This window comes from Streptomyces sp. Inha503 (assembly GCF_047215865.1).
GTDB classification, from domain to species: Bacteria; Actinomycetota; Actinomycetes; order Streptomycetales; family Streptomycetaceae; genus Streptomyces; species Streptomyces lycopersici.
On sequence record NZ_CP178360.1, the window covers coordinates 7,128,715 to 7,146,749 of the forward strand.

An 18,035-nucleotide genomic window follows, 5' to 3' on the forward strand; every position below is an offset into this window, starting at 1 on the left:
GTGCCGGAGGCGACGACCGTACGCACCACCAACGCCACCAGCGTCCAGCTCGCGGCCGACTACTTTCACGGCTATACGGTGGTCGGACTGCTGGCGGCGATCGGCGTGATCTTCGTCGCCGTCGCCTTCGGGGCCGGGCGGCTGCTGCGGCCCGTCGTGCCCACGCCCGAGAAGCTGATGACCTACGAGTGCGGAGTGGACCCCGTGGGCGAGGGCTGGGCCCACACCCAGGTCCGCTACTACGTCTACGCTTTTCTGTATGTGATTTTCGCCGTGGACTCGATCTTCTTGTTCCCGTGGGCGACGGTCTTCGCGGCGCCCGGCTTCGGGGCCGCCACGCTGGTGGAGATGTTCATCTTCCTCGGGTTCCTCGCCGTAGGTCTGCTGTACGCATGGAAGAAGGGCGTCCTGGAGTGGACGTGACACCCAACCCGACGCCGACGACGGCCTCCGGGCCGCCGTCCCCCGCGCCCGCCCCGGTGGACCTGCCGGAGCCGCGCCGCCTCGGCCCGCTGGCCCGGCTGGCCCCCGAGCCGATGAAGGTGGTCCTGAACTGGGGCCGCCGCTACAGCCTGTGGGTCTTCAACTTCGGGCTCGCCTGCTGCGCGATCGAATTCATCGCGGCGTCGATGGCCCGCCACGACTTCATCCGGCTCGGCGTGATCCCCTTCGCGCCGGGGCCGCGCCAGGCCGACCTGATGGTCGTCTCCGGCACGGTCACGGACAAGATGGCGCCCGCGGTGAAGCGGCTGTACGAGCAGATGCCGGAGCCGAAGTACGTGATCTCCTTCGGAGCCTGCTCGAACTGCGGCGGCCCCTACTGGGACTCGTACGCCGTCACCAAGGGCGTCGACCAGATCATCCCCGTCGACGTCTACGTCCCCGGCTGCCCACCCCGGCCCGAGGCGCTGCTCCAGGGCATCCTCAAGCTCCAGGAGAAGATCGCACGCGAGTCGCTGGGCGAGCGCTACGGAAATTCCGAGCCCGGCGCCGCATCGACGGCCGCGTCCACGGCCGCGTCTACGGCTGCGGGCCGCCCGTCGGCAGCCGCGCTGCGCAGCGGGCTGGTCACGCCTCCGGGGCGGGAAGACACGCGATGACCGAGCGCAACGAGGCCAACGAGCCGAACGAGACGGCCAACGGGCCGAGCGGGACGGCGAACGAGCCGAGCGGGACGGCGAACGAGCCGAAGAACGGGACGGCGGGGACGAGCGGCGCGGCGGAGTCGACCGGGACCGTGGGGCCGAGTGGGGCCGAGCGGACCGGGGCCGAGCCGGGTGGGGCGGCGACCGGGCCGAGCGGGACGGCGGGACCGAGCGGGACCGAGCCGACCGGGGTGGCGGAAGCCGCGGAGGTCTCGGAGGCCGAGGTTTCCGAGGCGGAGGCCGAGGCGCCGCCGCCCGTGGGCTGGCTGCCGCGTTCCGCTGCCGAGCTGTTCGGTGAGGGCGCCACGGCGGAGGAGGCGTACGGGCTGCTGACCGTCGACGTCCCCGCCGACTCCTGGATCCCGGCGCTGGAGACGGCCCGCGACACCCTCGGTTGCACCTACTTCGACTGGCTGAGCGCGGTCGACGAGCCGGGCACCGGCTTCCGGGTGGCCGCGCGCGTCGTCGCCCTGGGAGCCCCCGGGACCACGCCGGGGGCCACGCCTGGGCCTGGGCCCGGGGCCGGACTCGCGGTGCGCGGTCTGCTGGTACGCACCACCGTGCCGCACGAGGTACCCGCGCTGCCGACCGCGACCGGCGTCTACGCCGGGGCGGCCTGGCATGAACGCGAGACCCACGAGATGTTCGGCATCGGTTTCCCCGGCCATCCCGGGCTCGCGCCGCTGCTGCTCCCCGACGGCTTCGAGGGGCATCCGCTGCGCAAGGACTTCGTACTGGCGGCCCGGGTCGTCAAGGCGTGGCCGGGCGCGAAGGAGCCGGGGGAGTCCGAACACGGCGGCCCCAAGCGGCGGCAGATGCTGCCGCCGGGCGTCCCCGACCCCAACGAGTGGGGCCCGCTCAAGGGCCAACTGCCCCCCGCCCCGGCCCGCCCGGCGCGGGGAGCCCGCGCGGCGGGCGCCGCCGCGGGCGAGCGCCCCGCCCGCCGCACCCGCAGCGCGACGGCGGGCTCGGCGAGCCAGCGTCCGGCGGAGACGTCGGGGGAGGCTCCAGCCCCGGCGGCCGAGCGCCCGGCCCGGCGCTCCCGCAGTGCGAGCCAAGGTTCCGCGAGCCAGCGTTCGACGGGTGCCGAGACTACGGCCGAAGCCTCGGCCACGGATGCGCCCGCCGACGAGCCGACAGCGGCCGAGGCCCCGGCCCGGCCGCGGCGCCCCGCGCCGCAGCGCCGCTCGTCCGACGCGCCCTGGCACCAGGCGCGCCCCGCGCGGGACGAGGACGCCGAGTCCCCGCGTGAGCCGCGGGCACCGGAACCGGAAGCGGAGACCGAGGCGGCCGGAGACGGACCCGGCGCGAAACCCGAACCCGCACCCGAACCCGTACCCGACGCACCCGGCACCCCGGACACACCGGCCACCCCGGACGCCACCCCCGACCACGACACCGACGACCAGCCAGGAGGCACCGCGTGAACGACGTCCTCGACGTCGCGCTGCGACTGCTCGCCCTCCTGCTCGCCTTCCTCGTGCTGCCCCTGGTCGTGGGGCAGACCGAGCACAAGGTCATGGCCCATATGCAGGGCCGCCTCGGGCCGATGTACGCGGGCGGCTTCCACGGATGGGCCCAGCTGGTCGCGGACGGCGTGAAGTTCGCGCAGAAGGAAGACGTCGTACCGGCCGGAGCCGACCGGCGGATCTTCCAGCTCGCGCCCGCCGTCGCCCTGTTGCCGTACCTCCTCGTCCTCGTCGCGATCCCGATCGGCCCCGCCGAGGGCGCGGTCGGCCAGGTCCTGGACGCGGGCATCTTCTTCGTGCTCGCCGTGATGGGCGTCGGAGTGCTGGGTTCGCTGATGGCGGGCTGGGCCTCGGCGAACAAGTTCTCCCTCCTCGGCGGCCTGCGCACGGCCGCCCAGCTCCTGGCGTACGAGCTGCCGATGCTGCTCACCGCCGCCTCCGTGGCGATGGCGGCGGGCACGGTCTCGCTGCCCGGCATCCTCGACGCGTTCGAGTGGTGGTGGGTGCCGTGGCAGATCGTGGGCGGGGTGGTGTTCTTCACCGCCGGTCTCGCCGAGCTCCAGCGCCCGCCGTTCGACGCGCCGATCGCCGACTCCGAGATCATCTTCGGCGCGTACACCGAGTACACCGGCCTGCGGTTCGCGCTCTTCCTGCTCGCCGAGTACGCGGGCATCGTCGTCCTGTGCGGCCTGACCACCGTCCTCTTCCTCGGTGGCTGGCACGGTCCGTCCGCCGACGGCCTCGGCTGGCTGTGGACCCTGCTGAAGACGGCCGTCCTCGCCTTCGTCGTGATCTGGCTCCGGGTCAGCTATCCGCGGCTGCGCGAGGACCAGCTCCAGCGGTTCGCCTGGACCTGCCTCATTCCGCTCTCACTGGCCCAGATCGCCCTCACCGGCGTCGTCAAGGTGGTGATCTCCTGATGGGCATCCCCGGATCCGGTCTGGCCAAGGGCCTGGCCGTCACCCTCCGCACGATGACCCGGAAGTCGCACACCGCGCAGTATCCGGACGCGCAGCCCGAGCTGCCGCCCCGCACCCGCGGGGTGATCGGGCTGTTCGAGGAGAACTGCACGGTCTGCATGCTGTGCGCCCGCGAATGCCCGGACTGGTGCATCTATATCGACTCGCACAAGGAGACCGTGCCCCCGGCCGCCCCGGGCGGGCGCGAGCGCAGCCGCAATGTGCTGGACCGGTTCGCGATCGACTTCGCGCTGTGCATGTACTGCGGTATCTGCATCGAGGTGTGTCCTTTCGACGCGCTGTTCTGGTCGCCGGAGTTCGAGTACGCGGAGGAGGACATCCGCGATCTCACCCATGAGCGGGACAAGCTCCGCGAGTGGATGTGGACGGTGCCCGCGCCGCCCGCGCTCGACCCGCGCGCGGAGGAGCCCAAGGAGCTCGCCGCCGCCCGTAAGGCCGCCGACAAGCTCGCCGCCGCCGAGGCCGCACAGGCCGCCGAGGCCGCACAAGCGGAGGCCGAACGCGGCTCCGGCGGGACCGAGAGCGGGACCGGCGGGACCGAGCACGGGACCGGGACCGGGAATGAGACCGGGAACGGAGCCGCCTCGTGAGCCCTGCGGTCCACTTGGCCGCCACCGGCCACGGGTTCCTTTCGCCGACCGGAGTCGAGATCGCCTTCCTGCTGGTGGGCATCGCGACCTTCGGCGCGGCCGTCGTCACCGTCACCACCAAACAGCTGGTGCACGCCGCCCTGTGGCTGGTGGTGGCGCTCGGCGGCCTCGCCGTGGAGTACCTCCTGCTCACGGCGGAGTTCATCGCCTGGGTGCAGGTGCTGATCTACGTCGGTTCCGTCGTCGTCCTCCTCCTCTTCGGACTGATGCTCACCAAGGCGCCCATCGGCCGCTCCCCGGACGCCGATTCGGGCAACCGCCCGGCCGCGCTCGCCGTGGCCGTGGCCGCCGCGGGCGTCCTGGTGTGGGTGGTCGTGGACGCCTTCCGGACCACCTGGATCGAGCTGGACAAGGGCGTGCAGGGCTCCACCGCCGTCTCCGGTGAGAGCCTCTTCCGCCACTGGGTGCTGCCGTTCGAGGCGCTGTCCGTGCTGCTCCTCGCCGCGCTCGTCGGCGCGATCGTCCTGTCCCGCAAGAGCGGCCACGACAGCGGCACAGGTGTCGGCCACGAAAGTGGCCCACGCGCCGGCCACGGCAAGGAGAAGCGCTGATGCACCTCGCCTACCCCGCCGTGCTCGCCGTCCTCCTCTTCTGCACCGGCCTGTACGGCGTCCTCGCCCGCCGCAACGCGATCCTGGTGCTGATGTCGGTCGAGCTGATGCTCAACGCCGTCAACCTCAACCTCGTCGCCTTCGACGTCTGGCTCCGCGACACCCTGCACGCGGGCCAGGCGCTGACCCTCTTCACCATCGCCATCGCCGCCGCCGAGATCGGCATCGGCCTCGCCATCGTCCTGCTCGTGTATCGCAACCGCGGCACCTCCGACGTCGACCGGCTGCGGGACCTGGCCGACCCCCCGTCGGCCGGCCAGGCCCCGATGGACGACAGCATGGCAGCCCCCACTGACAACGACGCCGACCAGGCACGACGCGCCCGGAGGCAGACCGCGTGACGACCACGACCGCCGCCGTTCTCGTCCCCCTCCTGCCGTTCCTCGGCGCCGTCGCCGGGCTCCTGCTGGTCCCGCCCGCCGCCCGCCACCGCCCTTCCAAGGAAGCGCTGCGCGCGCCCTTCTTCTTCGCCCCCGGTTTCGTCCGCCCCCTCGCGGTGCTGCCGACCCTCGCCGCGGCCGGGCTCGCCGTGCTCGTCGCCGTGCGGCAGGGCGGCGGAGCGGGCGGCGGCACGCCCCCGCTCACCGCCGCGACCCGGCTCGCCGACACCGGCTCGGTCCCCGTCGACCTGGCCCTCCAGATCGACGGCTTCGCCGCCCTGGTCGCGGTCCTCGTCGCCGTCGTCGCCTGCTGTGTGCAGATCTACTCGACCGGCTATCTGCGGGACGACCCCCGCTACCCCTCCTACGCCGCGCTCGTCTCCCTCTTCACCGCCGCGATGCTCCTCGTCGTCTACTCCGACGACCTGATCGTGCTGCTCGTCGGCTGGGAGATCATGGGCATCTGCTCGTACTTCCTGGTGGGCCACTACTGGGAGACCGCGGCCGCGCGCTCCGCGTCCCTCAAGGCGTTCCTGGTCACCAAGCTCGGCGACGTCCCGTTCCTGATCGGCATCTTCGCGCTCGCGGGCGACACCGGCACGTTCCGCATCAGCGAGATCCACACCCGGCTGACCTCCGACACCGCCGGGGTACCGCTGGACCACCCCACCCTGATCGCGCTGCTGCTGCTCGCCGGGGTCGCGGGCAAGTCCGCGCAGTTCCCGCTGCACACCTGGCTGCCGGACGCGATGGCCGGTCCCACCCCGGTCTCCGCGCTGATCCACGCGGCCACCATGGTCGCCGCCGGTGTCTATGTGGTGGCCCGGCTGCTGCCGGTCTTCGCCTCCTCGGCCGCCGCGCTCGCCGTACTGGCCGCCATGGCGGCCGTGACGATGGTCGGCTCGGCGCTCGCCGCGCTCGCCCAGGACGACATCAAACGCGTCCTCGCCTACTCGACCGTCGGCCAACTCGGCTATATGACGGGCGCGCTGGCCGTAGACGACCGCGGCGCCGCCGTCTTCCACCTCATCACCCACGGCGCGTTCAAGGCGCTGCTCTTCCTCGGCGCGGGCGTGGTGATCCACGCCGCGGGCAGCAACTCCCTGGCCGCCATGTCCCGGATGAGCGGCCTCGCCCGGCGCATCCCCGACGCCTTCTGGACGATGACGGTCGCGCTGCTCGCGCTCGCCGCCATCCCGCCCTTCGCGGGCTTCTTCTCCAAGGAGGCCGTCCTCGGCGCGGCCGAGCACGCCGCCACCGGCCACACCTCCGGCGTCCCGGCGGGCGTCGGCTGGACCGTGCTCCTCGCCGGGCTGCTCACCGCGCTGCTGACCGCCGGGTACGCGGCCCGGCTGTGGCTGCTCGCCTTCCGCGGCGCGGGCGAGCCCGTCCCCGACCACGGCAAGCAGCCGGTGGCCATGAACGTCGTCCTGTGGGTGCTGTTCCTCCCCACGGCCGCCCTCGGCCTCGCCTACGGCACGCTGCCCGACTGGTTCGACGGCGAATCCCTCACCCCGACCCTCACCACCTCCGTCCTCGGCACCGGGCTGGCCCTCGGCGGCGCCCTCGTCATGTACGGCGCCTGGCGGCACAGCTCGGCGCGGGCCCGCCGGGTCCCGCTCGGCGCGGTGGCCGCCCACCCCGAGGCCGCCGACGCCGTCTCCGAGGCCGAGGCCATCGCCACCCACGAGGCGGCCTACGGCTCCATCGCGGGCGCCAGCGACCCCGCCGACCCCGGGCGGCTGCTCCTGGGCCCGCTGCACCGCCACGCGGCCGTCGGCTTCCACCTCGACGCCGTCTACAGCGCCCTGTTCGTCCGGCCCGTGCGGGCCGCCGCCCGGCTCGTCCGCTTCCTGGACCGCGAGGTCGTGGAGACGTACGTACGCGGCGCGGGCGGTGCGCCCCGGCTGCTCGGCGCGGCGGTGCGCCGCGCCCAGACCGGCAATGTGCAGACCTACCTCGGCGCGCTGCTCGCGGGCTCCCTCGTCCTGGCCGTGGCCGCCGTCCTCGTCGCAGCGGGAGCCTGACCCGTGAACCACACCGTCCAGCAACTCCTCCTCGCCGCCGTGGTCGTGCTCCCCCTGCTCGGCTCCGCCGCCGCCCTGCTCCCGGCCCCGCCCGGGCTGCGCGGCCGCGGGCCCGACCAGGCCGTCATGCGCCACGGCGTGACCGTCACCGGTGTGGTGCTCGCCGCCGCCATCGCCCTGGCCGCCGGATTCGACCACGACCACCCGGCCAGGATGCAGGCCCAGACCGACATCGGCTGGATCCCGGCCCTGGACATCCGCATCCACCTCGGCGTGGACGGCGTCTCGCTGCCGCTGCTCGTGCTGACCGCGCTGCTGACCTTCCTCAGCGCGCTCTACGCCTACTTCAACCGGCCCTCCGGGCCGTCCCCCAAAGCGTTCGTGGCGCTGCTCCTCCTCCTGGAGTCCGGCACCCTGGCCAGCTTCGCGGTGCTGGACCTGATGCTGTTCTTCCTGGCGTTCGAGATGGTCCTCATCCCGATGTACTTCCTCATCAACCGGTGGGGAGGCGCCGAACGCGAACGCGCCGCCTGGCGGTTCATCCTCTACACGCTGCTCGGCTCCGTGGTCATGCTGCTCGGCCTCCTCCTCGTCGGGCTCAAGGGCGGCACCTTCGACATGGTGGCACTCGCCACCGACAATGGCTCCGGGCTGAGCCACACCACCCAGCTCATCGCGGCCCTCGCCATCATCGCCGGACTCGCCGTCAAGGCTCCGATGTGGCCGCTGCACAGCTGGCTGCCCGACGCCCACACCGCCGCCCCCACCGTCGGCTCGGTGCTGCTGGCGGGCGTGCTGCTCAAGATGGGCACCTACGGCCTCGTCCGCATCGTGCTGCCGATGACCCCCGACGCGGCCCACACCTACGCGCCCTACCTCGCCGCGTTCGCCGTGGTCGGCATCATCTACGGATCCCTCGCCTGCCTCGCACTCGCACGCACCGGCGCCAAGGGCGACCTCAAGCGGCTGATCGCCTACTCCTCCGTCGGCCATATGGGCTTCGTGCTGCTGGGCATCGCGACCCTCACCCCCACCGGCGTGAACGGCGCGCTCTTCGCCAACATCGCCCACGGCCTGATCACCGGACTGCTCTTCTTCCTCGTCGGCGCACTCAAGGACCGCTCCGGCACCACCGACCTCGACCAGCTCTCGGGCACCAGCGGCGCCGCCCTCTACGGCAGGGCGCCGCGCCTCGGCGGGCTGCTCGCCTTCGGCGCCGTGGCCTCCCTGGGACTGCCCGGACTCGCCGGGTTCTGGGGCGAGATGCTCGCCATGTTCGGCGCCTTCGACCCCGCCGACGGGCTCAGCCGCCCGGCGTACCTCACCTATATGGCGCTCGCCGCCTTCGGCACCCTGCTCACCGCCGCCTACATGCTCATCGTCGTACGGCGCGTCTGCATGGGCGACCATCCGGTCGAGCCCGGCACCGGGACCGAGGCCGAGCGGCCCGCCCTGGCCGACGTCCACGGCCATGAATTCGCCGCCTGGAGCCCCCTGGTGGCCCTCACCGTCCTCGCCGGACTGTGGCCCGCGGCCCTCCTCGGCCTCACCGACCCGGCCGTGCAGCAGCTCCTCGCGGGAGGCACCCGATGACTCCGAACGCCTCGAGCCTCGCCACGAGCCTCGTCCAGTCCGTCGACTGGCTCGCCGTCGCACCGCCCACCATCGCGGCCCTGGCCGGCCTCGCCGTCCTCGTCGCGGACCTCTTCCTGCCCGAGCGCAGGAAGCACCTGCTGGGCTGGGGAGCGATAGCGGGACTGGCCCTGGCCGCACTCGCCCTGCTGCCGCTGCTGGACGGCGACCGCTCCACCTTCTGCCTGACCACCGGCACCCACGCGTGCAGCTATACGGCCGACACGTTCGCCCTCGTCATCCAGTTCCTGGTGCTCGGCGGGGCGCTGCTCACCGCGCTGCTGTCCTTCAGCGCCCTCGACGACCTCAAACTCCCCGCGGGCGAGTTCTGGTTCCTGCTGCTGTCCTCCGCCTCCGGGGCCGCCCTGCTGCCCGCCTCCCGCGATCTGGCCACCCTGGTCATCGCCCTCGAAGTCGCCTCGCTCCCGGCCTTCGCCCTCGTGGGCCTGCGCCGCGGCGACCGCCTCTCCTCCGAGGCCGCGCTGAAGTTCTTCCTCTCCTCGGTCACCGCGACCGCCGTGATGCTGCTCGGCGTCAGCTTCGTCTACGCCGCCACCGGAAGCCTCCACCTGTCGCGGATCGCCGACGCCCTCACCCATGTCGACCCGCGGCTGGACACGCTCGCTCAGGCGGGCGTCGTACTCACCCTGGTCGGCTTCGCGTTCAAGACCGCCGCCGTGCCCTTCCACTTCTGGGTGCCCGACACCTATGTCGGCGCGCCGGTGCCCGTCGCGGCGTATCTGTCCGTCATCGGTAAGGCGGTCGGGTTCTCCGGTCTCATCCTGGTGACCGTCCTCGCCTTCCCCTCCTACGCCGATGTGTGGGGCCCGGCCGTGGCGGTCCTGGCCGCCCTCACCATGACCGCGGGGAACGCCGCGGCGCTGCGCCAGCGCCCGGAGCGCTCCTTCAGCGCCGTACGGCTGCTCGCGTGGTCCTCCGTCGCCCAGGCGGGCTATCTGCTGGTCCCGATCGCCGCGGCCGGCTACGCCGACTCCGGCCAGGACGCGTCCCGCGCCATCGGCTCCACGGTCTCGTACGCCCTGATGTATGCGGTCGTGAACCTCGGCGCCTTCGCCGTGGCCGCCCTGGTGGCCCGTACGAGCCCGGCCAACCGGCTCACCGACTACCGCGGCCTGTACGCGGCCCGGCCGGCCGCCGCCCTGGCCCTGGGCTTCTTCCTGCTGTGCCTGGCCGGGCTGCCCCCGGGCGTCATCGGCCTCTTCGCCAAGGTGACCGTCTTCTCGGCGGCGGTGGACGCGGGGCTGGGCTGGCTCGCGGTGGTGATGGCGCTGAACGTGGTGGTGGCGCTGTACTACTACCTCCAGTGGACGGCGGCGCTCTTCCGCACTCCGGGGCCCGCCGCGGAGCCGGAGCCCGTGCCCGCCGCCGGGGCGGCCGTCACCCGCCCCCGCGCCGTCCCCCTTACGGCCGCCATCGCCCTCACCGCGGCCGCCGGCATCGCCCTCTCCGGCGCCCCGCAACTCGTCCTCCGGTTCGCTTCGAGCACCTTGCTGTAGGCACCCCCACGGGACCCCCTCAGCCGCCGCGGGTCCGCGCCCATGTGCACAAGGGAACTGGTGCCCTTCGCCTGGCGTTGACTTTTTCAGGAGGGTCCACTGGAAGGTGGAGACACCAGGCAAAGGGTTCCCCTGCGGCACATCGGGAGGGCACACCGTGCACCGCCGGCACAACGGGCTGAAGACCGCCGTACTCCTCGGCGGTCTGTCCGCGCTCATCATCGTCATCGGCAGCCTCTTCGGCCGTACCGGACTGATCATCGCGGTGATCGTCGCACTCGGGACCAACGCGTACGCCTACTGGAACAGTGACAAGCTGGCCCTGCGCGCGATGCGCGCCCGCCCCGTCAGCGAGTTCGAGGCGCCAGGGCTGTACCGGATAGTGCGCGAGCTCTCCACGGCCGCGCGCCAGCCGATGCCCCGGCTCTACATCTCCCCGACCGAGGCCCCCAACGCCTTCGCCACCGGCCGCAACCCCCGTAACGCGGCGGTGTGCTGCACCGACGGCATCCTGCGGCTGCTGGACGAGCGCGAGCTGCGCGGGGTCATCGGCCATGAGCTCAGCCATGTCTACAACCGCGACATCCTGATCTCCTCGATCGCGGGCGCGCTCGCCAGCGTCGTCATGTTCCTGGTGAACTTCGCCTGGCTGATCCCCATGGGCCGGTCCGACGACGACGAGGGTCCCGGCTTCCTCGGCATGCTGCTGATCATGCTCCTCGGCCCGCTCGCGGCCTCCATCATCCAGCTCGCCGTGAGCCGCTCCCGCGAGTACGAGGCGGACGCCTCCGGCGCCCAGCTCACCGGCGACCCCCTGGCACTCGCCAGCGCCCTGCGCAAGCTGGAGGCGGGCACCAAGCAGCTTCCGCTGCCGCCCGAGCCCCGTCTGGAGACCGCCAGCCACCTGATGATCGCCAACCCTTTCCGCGCCGGTGAGGGCATGGCCAAGCTCTTCTCCACCCACCCGCCCATGCGGGAGCGCATCGCCCGCCTCGAGCAGATGGCAGGAGGCCGCCGACCGTGAAAACCCTCCTGAACCTGATCTGGCTGGTCCTCTCCGGCGTCTGGATGGCGATCCTCTATCTCCTCGCCGGGGTCCTGCTCTTCGTCACGATCATCGGCATCCCCTTCGCGATCGCCTCCTGGCGCATCGCGGGCTTCGCCCTGTGGCCCTTCGGCCGCACCGCCGTCCCCCGCCGTGACGCCGGAGCGCCCTCATGCGTCGGCAATGTCCTCTGGCTCGTCCTCGCGGGCTGGTGGCTGGCGCTCGGCCACCTCCTCACCGGCGTCGCCCTCTGCGTCACGATCATCGGCATCCCGCTGGGCCTGGCCAACTTCAAGCTCATCCCGATCTCCCTGGCCCCCTTGGGCCACGAGATCGTCCCCACCGACCAGCCCTTCGCCCGCCGCTGACCGGGGACGCCGACAACACCGGCCGACAACACCAGCCCACGACACCGGCCGACAACACCAGGGGCGGCACGGCAATGCCGCGCCGCCCCTGCCGCACCGGTCCGGACACCGCCTACCGGTAGTTCACGAACTGCACCGCGAAGTCGAGATCCTTGCCCTTGATCAGGGCGATCACGGCCTGGAGGTCGTCCCGGCTCTTGGAGGTCACTCGCAGCTCTTCGCCCTGCACCTGCGCCTTGACGCCCTTGGGGCCCTCGTCGCGGATGATCTTGGCGACCTTCTTCGCGTTCTCCTGCGAGATCCCCTCCTGGAGCGAGGCGAAGATCTTGTACTCCTTGCCCGACGCCTGCGGCTCGCCCGCGTCCAGGGCCTTCAGCGAGATCCCGCGCTTGACCAGCTTGGACTGGAAGACGTCGAGGATCGCCTTGACCCGCTCCTCGGAGTTGGCTCGCATCTCGATCCGCTCGCCCGACCACGCGATCGAGGCGCCGACGTTCTTGAAGTCGTAACGCTGGGAGATCTCGCGGCTCGCCTGGTTCAGAGCGTTGTCGACCTCCTGCCGCTCGACCTTCGAGACGATGTCGAAACTGGAGTCGGCCATCTTGAGTTGGCTCCTCGTACGTAGATCCGTCAGTGGCACGGCCCAGCGGACCGCTCCGGCCAGCCTAGCGATCTCGGCCATGATCGAGCGGCGATCAACCGGGTGGCGAACCACCCCCGCACATCAGGTATTGTTTACGTCGTTGCCAGGGAGCAGCACCGCGAGAGCGGGGCACCTGGCCACATCCCAGGCGGTGTGCCCGAGTGGCCAATGGGAGCGGACTGTAAATCCGTCGGCTTAGCCTACCCAGGTTCGAATCCTGGCGCCGCCACACGTGGGAAACGGCCCCTGAACTGCGGAAACGCAGCCGGGGGCCGTTTTCGTCGTTTCAGTGCCTCATCGATCCGGGCGTTCGCCCTGACTGTGGCACCGTGCCGGGCCGGTGTGGGCCGCCTGGGCCGCTGCCGCCGTACGGGCGGCCGTCCGTCGTGGCGCGCCGTGGGCTCCGTGAGACCGCTCCTAGGGTGGTGATTCCCCCGTATCAGGACAGAGAGGGCGGATCGTGCTCAGGGGCTTCAAGAACTTCCTCATGCGCGGTGATGTCATCGTTGTCGCCGTCGGCCTGGTCACAGCGCTGGCGTTCTCAACGCTGATCAAGGCGTTCACCGACTCCGTGATCAACCCGGTCATCGCCCGGCTCCAGGGCGGCAAATCGGTCGGGTTGGGCTGGCAGCTCGGCGACCAGGGGAACACCTCGACGTACCTCAACATCGGGTCGTTCATCTCCGCCCTGATCTACTTCATCATCTTCATGGGCGTCATCTACTTCCTGATCGTCGTGCCGTACAAGTACACCCAGCGCCGCCGGGGCGCGGAGGTCTTCGGGGAGCCGGGCCCGCTCAAGACCTGCCCGGAGTGCCTGGCCGAGGACATCCCCGAGGCGGCGCGCAAGTGCCGCTACTGCGGCTCGGCCCAGCCGCGCGCGAGCGAGCCCCCGCGCACGGCCTAGTCGCCGCACAGGGCCTGGACGACGCGCGTGGCCCGGCCGGGGCTAGCCGCCCGCCCCCGCTCGCCGCCCCCGGTCGAGGTCCAGCTCCAGCATGCGGATCGCGTTGCCGCGGAGGATCTTGTACGTGGTCTCGGGGGAGAGGTCGGCCACGTGCTCGGCGGCGATGCGGCGGGTGTGCGGCCAGGTGGAGTCGACGTGGGGGTAGTCGGTCTCGAAGGTGGCGTTGTCCACGCCGACCGTGTCCAGCGAGGCGACCCCGTGCTTGTCGCGGAAGAAGCAGCAGAAGATCTGCCGGTAGTAGTACGTGGACGGGGGCTCGGGGATGAGGTCGCGGACGCCGCCCCAGGCGCGGTGCTCCTCCCAGACGTCGTCGGCGCGCTCCAGGGCGTAGGGGATCCAGCCCATCTGGCCCTCGGCGTAGGCCAGCTTCAGGCGCGGGAAGGAGACCAGGACGCCGCTGAAGAGGAAGTCCATCATCGACGCCATGGCGTTGTTGAAGCTCAGCGCGGCTTGGACGGCCGGCGGGGCGTCGGGGGAGGCGGCGGGCATCTGGGAGGAGGAGCCGATGTGCATGCACACGACCGTCCCCGTGGCCTCGCACTCGGCGAAGAACGGGTCCCAGTAGCCGCTGTGGATGCTGGGGAGCCCCAGGTAGGTGGGGATCTCGCTGAAGGTCACCGCGCGGACGCCGCGGGCCGCGTTGCGGCGGACCTCCTGCACGGCGAGGTCGACGTCCCACAGGGGGATCAGGCAGAGCGGGATGAGGCGGCCGCCGCTGTCGCCGCACCACTCCTCGACCATCCAGTCGTTGTACGCCCGGACGCACGCCAGCCCGACCTCCTTGTCCTTCGCCTCGGCGAAGGTCTGGCCGCAGAAGCGGGGGAAGGTCGGGAAGCACAGTGACGCCTCGACATGGTTGAGGTCCATGTCGGCGAGCCGGTCCTTGGGGTCCCAGCAGCCGCGGCGCATCTGCTCGCGGGTGATGCCGTCGAGGGTCATCTCGTCGCGGGAGAAGCCGACGGCGGCGATGATCCGCTTGTAGGGGAAGAGGTCGCCCTCGTAACTCCACCAGTCGGTGAGCTGGCCCTCCGGGTCGGTGGTGAACTTGTACTTGCCTCCGATGTAGGCCAGTTCGCCGATCCCGGCCGTAAGGGGCTTGGGGCCGCGGTCCCGGTACTTGGCCGGGAGCCAGGTCTCGAAGAGGTGCGCGGGCTCGATCACATGGTCATCGACGCTGATGACCAGGGGCAGCTCGGTGGTGCCGTTCGTCTCGCCGGTCATCTCGCCATCTCTCCCCGGTCGCCTCGTAGTGGTCCTGTCCGTTCCGCTCTATCTGACGGTTCGTCAGATTCGGTGGCGGCAGCGTAGGGCGGATCGCTTCAACCAACAAGGGAAAGTCACCTCATGCCTCGCGCGGACGTGCACCGCGCCTCGCACGGATGTGCACCGTAAGGCGCCCTTCCCGAGGCTCCTCGGCGTCGGGACGATCGGACGATGCCGACCATGAAGCCACGCGCCCGTCTCGCCGCCGTCGGGGTGGCCCTCGCCCTTGCCGCCGCCACCCCCGTCGCCGCCTACGCCGCGCTGGACGACCCGCCCGTCGCGGCGGCCTCGGGCGCCGTGGGCCGGGGCAAGCCGTACGTCGAGACCCGGCTCTTCTTCGGCACCGAGCGCCCCGACGGCGGGCCGCCCGTCACCGAGAAGCAGTTCCTGGCCTTCGTGGACCGGCGGATCACCCCGCGCTTCCCCTCCGGCCTGACGATCCACGACGGCCGGGGGCAGTGGCGGGACCAGAACGGGACGATCGAGCGGGAGCGCTCGTACGAGGTGGTCCTGCTCTACCCGCTTCTGAGGCGGGGGCGCAGGACCCGCGGATCGAACGGATCCGGACGGCGTACGAGCGCCAGTACGCCCAGGAGTCCGTGGCCCGGGCCGACGCCCCGGCCCGGGTGGACTTCTGAGCGGTCGGGCCGAACCGACCCGGCCCCTCACCCCCGCTGGGCGACCGCCCCCACCGCGTCCGCCACCGCCGTGTCGCCGTTGATCAGCTCCAGCGTGCGGCCCGCCGTACGGGGCTCGTCCAGGAGGGCCACCAGGACCGCGGCCACGTCGTCGCGGGTGATCTCGGCGCGGCCGGTGCGTTCGGCCAGCTTGACCCGGCCCGTGCCCGGGTCGTTCGTCAGCCGCCCCGGGCGCAGCACGGTCCAGTCGAGGCCGTCCCGGGCGCGGATGTCGTCGTCCGCCGCGGCCTTGGCGCGCAGATAGGCGGCGAAGACCGGGTCGGTGTCCGGCGGCGGCTCGTGGGAGGCGCCGGTCGAGGAGATGATCAGGAACCGCCGGGCCCCGGCCCGTTCGGCCGCGTCCGCGAAGAGCACCGCGGACCGGTGGTCGACGGTGTCCTTACGGGCGACACCGCTGCCGGGGCCCGCTCCGGCCGCGAAGACGGCCGCGTCCGCGTCCTCCAGGTGCTTGACCACGTCCTCCAGCGAGGCCGACTCCAGGTCGCAGACGACCGGTTCGGTGCCCGACGCAAGCAGGTCGCCCGCCTGTTCCGGCTTGCGGACGATGCCCGCCACTTCGTCTCCGCGCGCGGTGAGCAGCCGCTCCAGCCGCAGCGCGATCTGTCCATGTCCACCAGCGATGACAATGCGCATGATCCCGACCGTACGCCGCGCGGCCTACTGTTGCTCGCCGCCGCTCTGCGGCCGCGCCTGCCGGGGCAGATCCAGTGCCGCCGCGGCCGCCGAGTCGCAGTACTCCCGCACCGCGCTGGTACGGGCCACCACCCGCCCCCGGTGCACCACGACCCTGCTGTACGCGAGCGAGAGCACCCCCGCGAGGCCGTCCCCGCGCACCGCCAGCAGCTCCGCCGGGAACCCGGCCTCCACCCGCACCTCGGCGAGCCCCATCGCGGCCCGCGCCCGCGCGCACACCGCCTCGTACGCCTCCTCGGGGCGCGACTCGCCCCGGGACGCCAGCAGAAAGGCGGCCTCCAGGGGATCGCCGCGCCCCACGGGGTTCACCGCGTCCCGCAGCGCCCCGCTGCCCGCGGCCACCCGGACGCCCGCGGCGCGCAGCAGCCGTACCGGCGCGCAGGCGCGGGTGCGCGCTCCCCGCATGCCCTGGTGCTCCAGCCCGGCGCAGTCGCCCTGGGGGAGGCAGACGACGGTCACCCCGGCCGCCGCCAGCCGCTCGGCGATCCTGCCCGCCGACTCCGAGGGCAGCCGGGACAGCCCGCCGCAGGGGCCGATGGCGACCCCCGGCCGCAGGCCCCCGGCCATCGCCGCGAGCCGGGCGAGGCGGGCCGGGTCGTCACCGTCCGTGTGCAGATCCACGGCGCACCCGTGGCGCGCGGCGAGGTCGAGGACGGCCTCGGCGTGGCCGGTCGGATCCGGGTCGAGGTCGGGGCAGCCGCCGATGACCGACGCGCCCATCTCCACCGCGTCCCGCAGCATCGCCAGACCGTCCGCCCCGGCGGCGCCGGTCAGCACCCGGGGCACCGCCACCGCGCTCAGCTCCGTGAGCCCGCGCAGCGCCCGGCCGGCCTCCAGGACCGCGTCCAGGGAGCGCAGCCCGTGCACCCCGCCGATGCGGACATGGGTGCGCAGCGCCGTGGCGCCGTGGCCGAGTTGGAGCAGGGCGGCCTCGACGGTGCGGCGCTGGACGTCCCCGGGGGCGTACGGGACCGGGCCCGCCATGTCGGCCGTAAGGGCGGTGTCGCAGTGGGCGTGGGGTTCGGCGGGGGCGGGCAGCAGCAGATAGCCGCCGAGGTCCAGCCGGGTGCCGGGGACGAGGCTGCCCGCCGTGCCCACGGCCTCGATGCGCCCGCCGCTGAGCCGGACGTCCACGGTGCGTCCGTCGGCGAGCCGGACGCCGCCGAGCACCAGGGCGGTGGGCTCGCCGGGGGCCGCTCCGCCGTTCCTGGGCGGCTGTTGCGGCTGCTGCTGGCTCTCGGGCATCGCGCTCCTGGGATTCGCGCCGAGCACGCGACGGGTGACGCGCCGGGCACGCGTCGGATGCGTGCGCAGTCAAGATCACGTGGGTGCGAAGCGAAGCCTAGGACCAGGTGGGGGCGGCTTCGCGGAGGAGCCGAATAGTCGTACCGGTGTGGTGCACGAGACCAGGGTGACGAGGGGCCGATACGGATTTCACCTTCGGCGGCCGACCGTGTAATGTCTTCATCGCTCGCCCCAATAGCTCAGTCGGCAGAGCGTCTCCATGGTAAGGAGAAGGTCTACGGTTCGATTCCGTATTGGGGCTCTGATGTGTGAGGCTTCCCGTTCCGCTACGCTGGTTGAGCGGGGAGTCACTCGCATCACAGCGGTGTAGCTCAGTCGGTAGAGCAAGCGGCTCATAATCGCTGTGTCACCGGTTCAAGTCCGGTCACCGCTACTGACAGTAGCCGATTGTGGGGTCGGTCCTTCGATCGGCTACTCTTTCTGCGTTAATCCCCTAGTCCGTTCGTCAAGGAGCACTCACGTGGCTGCCACCGACGTCCGCCCGAAGATCACGCTGGCCTGCGTGGAGTGCAAGGAGCGGAACTACATCACCAAGAAGAACCGGCGCAACGACCCGGATCGTCTTGAGATCAAGAAGCACTGCCCGCGTTGCAACGCGCACACCGCGCACCGTGAGACGCGATAGCAATAAACTCTCATTCG

18 protein-coding genes, 3 tRNA genes and 1 pseudogene are annotated in these 18,035 nt (G+C 72.1%); 18 read left to right on the forward strand and 4 right to left on the reverse strand.

What is annotated here, in order from left to right:
• The 12 genes from ACJX2R_RS29965 (at window position 1) to ACJX2R_RS30020 (ending at window position 11,824) form a co-directional block, all read left to right on the forward strand.
• The gene (locus tag ACJX2R_RS29965; RefSeq protein ID WP_413102683.1) at window positions 1-423 is read left to right on the forward strand and encodes an NADH-quinone oxidoreductase subunit A; all 423 of its coding nucleotides are present in this window, start codon (window positions 1-3) and stop codon (window positions 421-423) included.
• Complete coding sequence (locus ACJX2R_RS29970; protein ID WP_413102684.1) at window positions 414-1,100, forward strand: NADH-quinone oxidoreductase subunit B; 687 nt, start codon at window positions 414-416, stop codon at window positions 1,098-1,100. The genes ACJX2R_RS29965 and ACJX2R_RS29970 overlap by 10 nt, the downstream gene beginning before the upstream one ends.
• A gap of 236 nt (window positions 1,101-1,336) precedes the next feature.
• Window positions 1,337-2,572: an NADH-quinone oxidoreductase subunit C gene (locus ACJX2R_RS29975; protein ID WP_413105974.1), complete on the forward strand. Its 1,236-nt coding sequence runs from the start codon at window positions 1,337-1,339 to the stop codon at window positions 2,570-2,572.
• Window positions 2,569-3,534 (forward strand): complex I subunit 1/NuoH family protein, encoded by a 966-nt coding sequence (locus ACJX2R_RS29980; RefSeq protein WP_413102685.1) that lies wholly within the window; start codon window positions 2,569-2,571, stop codon window positions 3,532-3,534. The genes ACJX2R_RS29975 and ACJX2R_RS29980 overlap by 4 nt, the downstream gene beginning before the upstream one ends.
• Window positions 3,534-4,184 (forward strand): NuoI/complex I 23 kDa subunit family protein, encoded by a 651-nt coding sequence (locus tag ACJX2R_RS29985; protein WP_413102686.1) that lies wholly within the window; start codon window positions 3,534-3,536, stop codon window positions 4,182-4,184. Before ACJX2R_RS29980 ends, ACJX2R_RS29985 begins: the two co-directional genes overlap by 1 nt.
• Window positions 4,181-4,795: an NADH-quinone oxidoreductase subunit J gene (locus ACJX2R_RS29990; protein WP_413102687.1), complete on the forward strand. Its 615-nt coding sequence runs from the start codon at window positions 4,181-4,183 to the stop codon at window positions 4,793-4,795. The genes ACJX2R_RS29985 and ACJX2R_RS29990 overlap by 4 nt, the downstream gene beginning before the upstream one ends.
• A complete protein-coding gene (nuoK, locus tag ACJX2R_RS29995) occupies window positions 4,795-5,196 on the forward strand; it encodes an NADH-quinone oxidoreductase subunit NuoK (protein WP_413102688.1) in 402 nt (133 codons plus the stop codon). Before ACJX2R_RS29990 ends, nuoK begins: the two co-directional genes overlap by 1 nt.
• Entirely contained in the window at window positions 5,193-7,262 is a 2,070-nt protein-coding gene (locus ACJX2R_RS30000; protein ID WP_413102689.1) for an NADH-quinone oxidoreductase subunit L, read from the forward strand. Before nuoK ends, ACJX2R_RS30000 begins: the two co-directional genes overlap by 4 nt.
• A 3-nt stretch (window positions 7,263-7,265) precedes the next feature.
• Window positions 7,266-8,855, forward strand: a complete 1,590-nt coding sequence (locus ACJX2R_RS30005) for a complex I subunit 4 family protein (RefSeq protein WP_413102690.1) — start codon at window positions 7,266-7,268, stop codon at window positions 8,853-8,855.
• Window positions 8,852-10,411 carry an NADH-quinone oxidoreductase subunit N gene (locus ACJX2R_RS30010; RefSeq protein WP_413102691.1) on the forward strand — a complete coding sequence of 520 codons (1,560 nt, stop codon included), beginning with the start codon at window positions 8,852-8,854 and terminating at the stop codon, window positions 10,409-10,411. The genes ACJX2R_RS30005 and ACJX2R_RS30010 overlap by 4 nt, the downstream gene beginning before the upstream one ends.
• 157 nt (window positions 10,412-10,568) lie before the next feature.
• Window positions 10,569-11,435, forward strand: coding sequence for a zinc metalloprotease HtpX (gene htpX / locus ACJX2R_RS30015; RefSeq protein ID WP_262704989.1), 867 nt, complete (start codon window positions 10,569-10,571; stop codon window positions 11,433-11,435).
• On the forward strand, window positions 11,432-11,824 hold the full coding sequence (locus tag ACJX2R_RS30020) for a YccF domain-containing protein (protein WP_262704990.1): 393 nt from the start codon (window positions 11,432-11,434) through the stop codon (window positions 11,822-11,824). The genes htpX and ACJX2R_RS30020 overlap by 4 nt, the downstream gene beginning before the upstream one ends.
• Window positions 11,825-11,936: 112 nt before the next feature.
• Here ACJX2R_RS30020 and ACJX2R_RS30025 read toward each other — a convergent pair whose 3' ends face one another.
• Window positions 11,937-12,425, reverse strand: a complete 489-nt coding sequence (locus ACJX2R_RS30025) for a YajQ family cyclic di-GMP-binding protein (RefSeq protein WP_037963620.1) — start codon at window positions 12,423-12,425, stop codon at window positions 11,937-11,939.
• A gap of 189 nt (window positions 12,426-12,614) precedes the next feature.
• On the opposite strand from ACJX2R_RS30025, the gene ACJX2R_RS30030 reads away from it, so the two are divergent.
• Window positions 12,615-12,696 (forward strand) — tRNA-Tyr (locus ACJX2R_RS30030).
• A gap of 231 nt (window positions 12,697-12,927) precedes the next feature.
• Window positions 12,928-13,374: an MscL family protein gene (locus ACJX2R_RS30035; protein WP_413102692.1), complete on the forward strand. Its 447-nt coding sequence runs from the start codon at window positions 12,928-12,930 to the stop codon at window positions 13,372-13,374.
• A gap of 42 nt (window positions 13,375-13,416) precedes the next feature.
• Here ACJX2R_RS30035 and ACJX2R_RS30040 read toward each other — a convergent pair whose 3' ends face one another.
• The gene (locus ACJX2R_RS30040) at window positions 13,417-14,655 is read right to left on the reverse strand and encodes an amidohydrolase family protein (RefSeq protein ID WP_413102693.1); all 1,239 of its coding nucleotides are present in this window, start codon (window positions 14,653-14,655) and stop codon (window positions 13,417-13,419) included.
• A gap of 213 nt (window positions 14,656-14,868) precedes the next feature.
• Here ACJX2R_RS30040 and ACJX2R_RS30045 point away from each other — a divergent pair.
• Window positions 14,869-15,335, forward strand: a pseudogene (locus ACJX2R_RS30045) (DUF3574 domain-containing protein).
• A gap of 27 nt (window positions 15,336-15,362) precedes the next feature.
• Here ACJX2R_RS30045 and ACJX2R_RS30050 read toward each other — a convergent pair.
• Window positions 15,363-16,028, reverse strand: a complete 666-nt coding sequence (locus ACJX2R_RS30050; RefSeq protein ID WP_413102694.1) for an NAD(P)H-binding protein — start codon at window positions 16,026-16,028, stop codon at window positions 15,363-15,365.
• 24 nt (window positions 16,029-16,052) lie between these two features.
• Window positions 16,053-17,333 (reverse strand): amidohydrolase family protein, encoded by a 1,281-nt coding sequence (locus ACJX2R_RS30055; protein WP_413102695.1) that lies wholly within the window; start codon window positions 17,331-17,333, stop codon window positions 16,053-16,055.
• Between the two features lie 228 nt (window positions 17,334-17,561).
• On the opposite strand from ACJX2R_RS30055, the gene ACJX2R_RS30060 reads away from it, so the two are divergent.
• The 3 genes from ACJX2R_RS30060 to rpmG all read left to right on the forward strand — a co-directional run bounded on the left by ACJX2R_RS30060 (window position 17,562) and on the right by rpmG (window position 18,018).
• A tRNA-Thr gene (locus tag ACJX2R_RS30060) sits at window positions 17,562-17,634 on the forward strand.
• A 59-nt stretch (window positions 17,635-17,693) separates the two neighbouring features.
• Window positions 17,694-17,766: transfer RNA gene (locus ACJX2R_RS30065), tRNA-Met, on the forward strand.
• An 87-nt stretch (window positions 17,767-17,853) separates the two neighbouring features.
• Entirely contained in the window at window positions 17,854-18,018 is a 165-nt protein-coding gene (rpmG, locus tag ACJX2R_RS30070; protein ID WP_009715907.1) for a 50S ribosomal protein L33, read from the forward strand.
• Window positions 18,019-18,035: the final 17 nt, after the last annotated feature.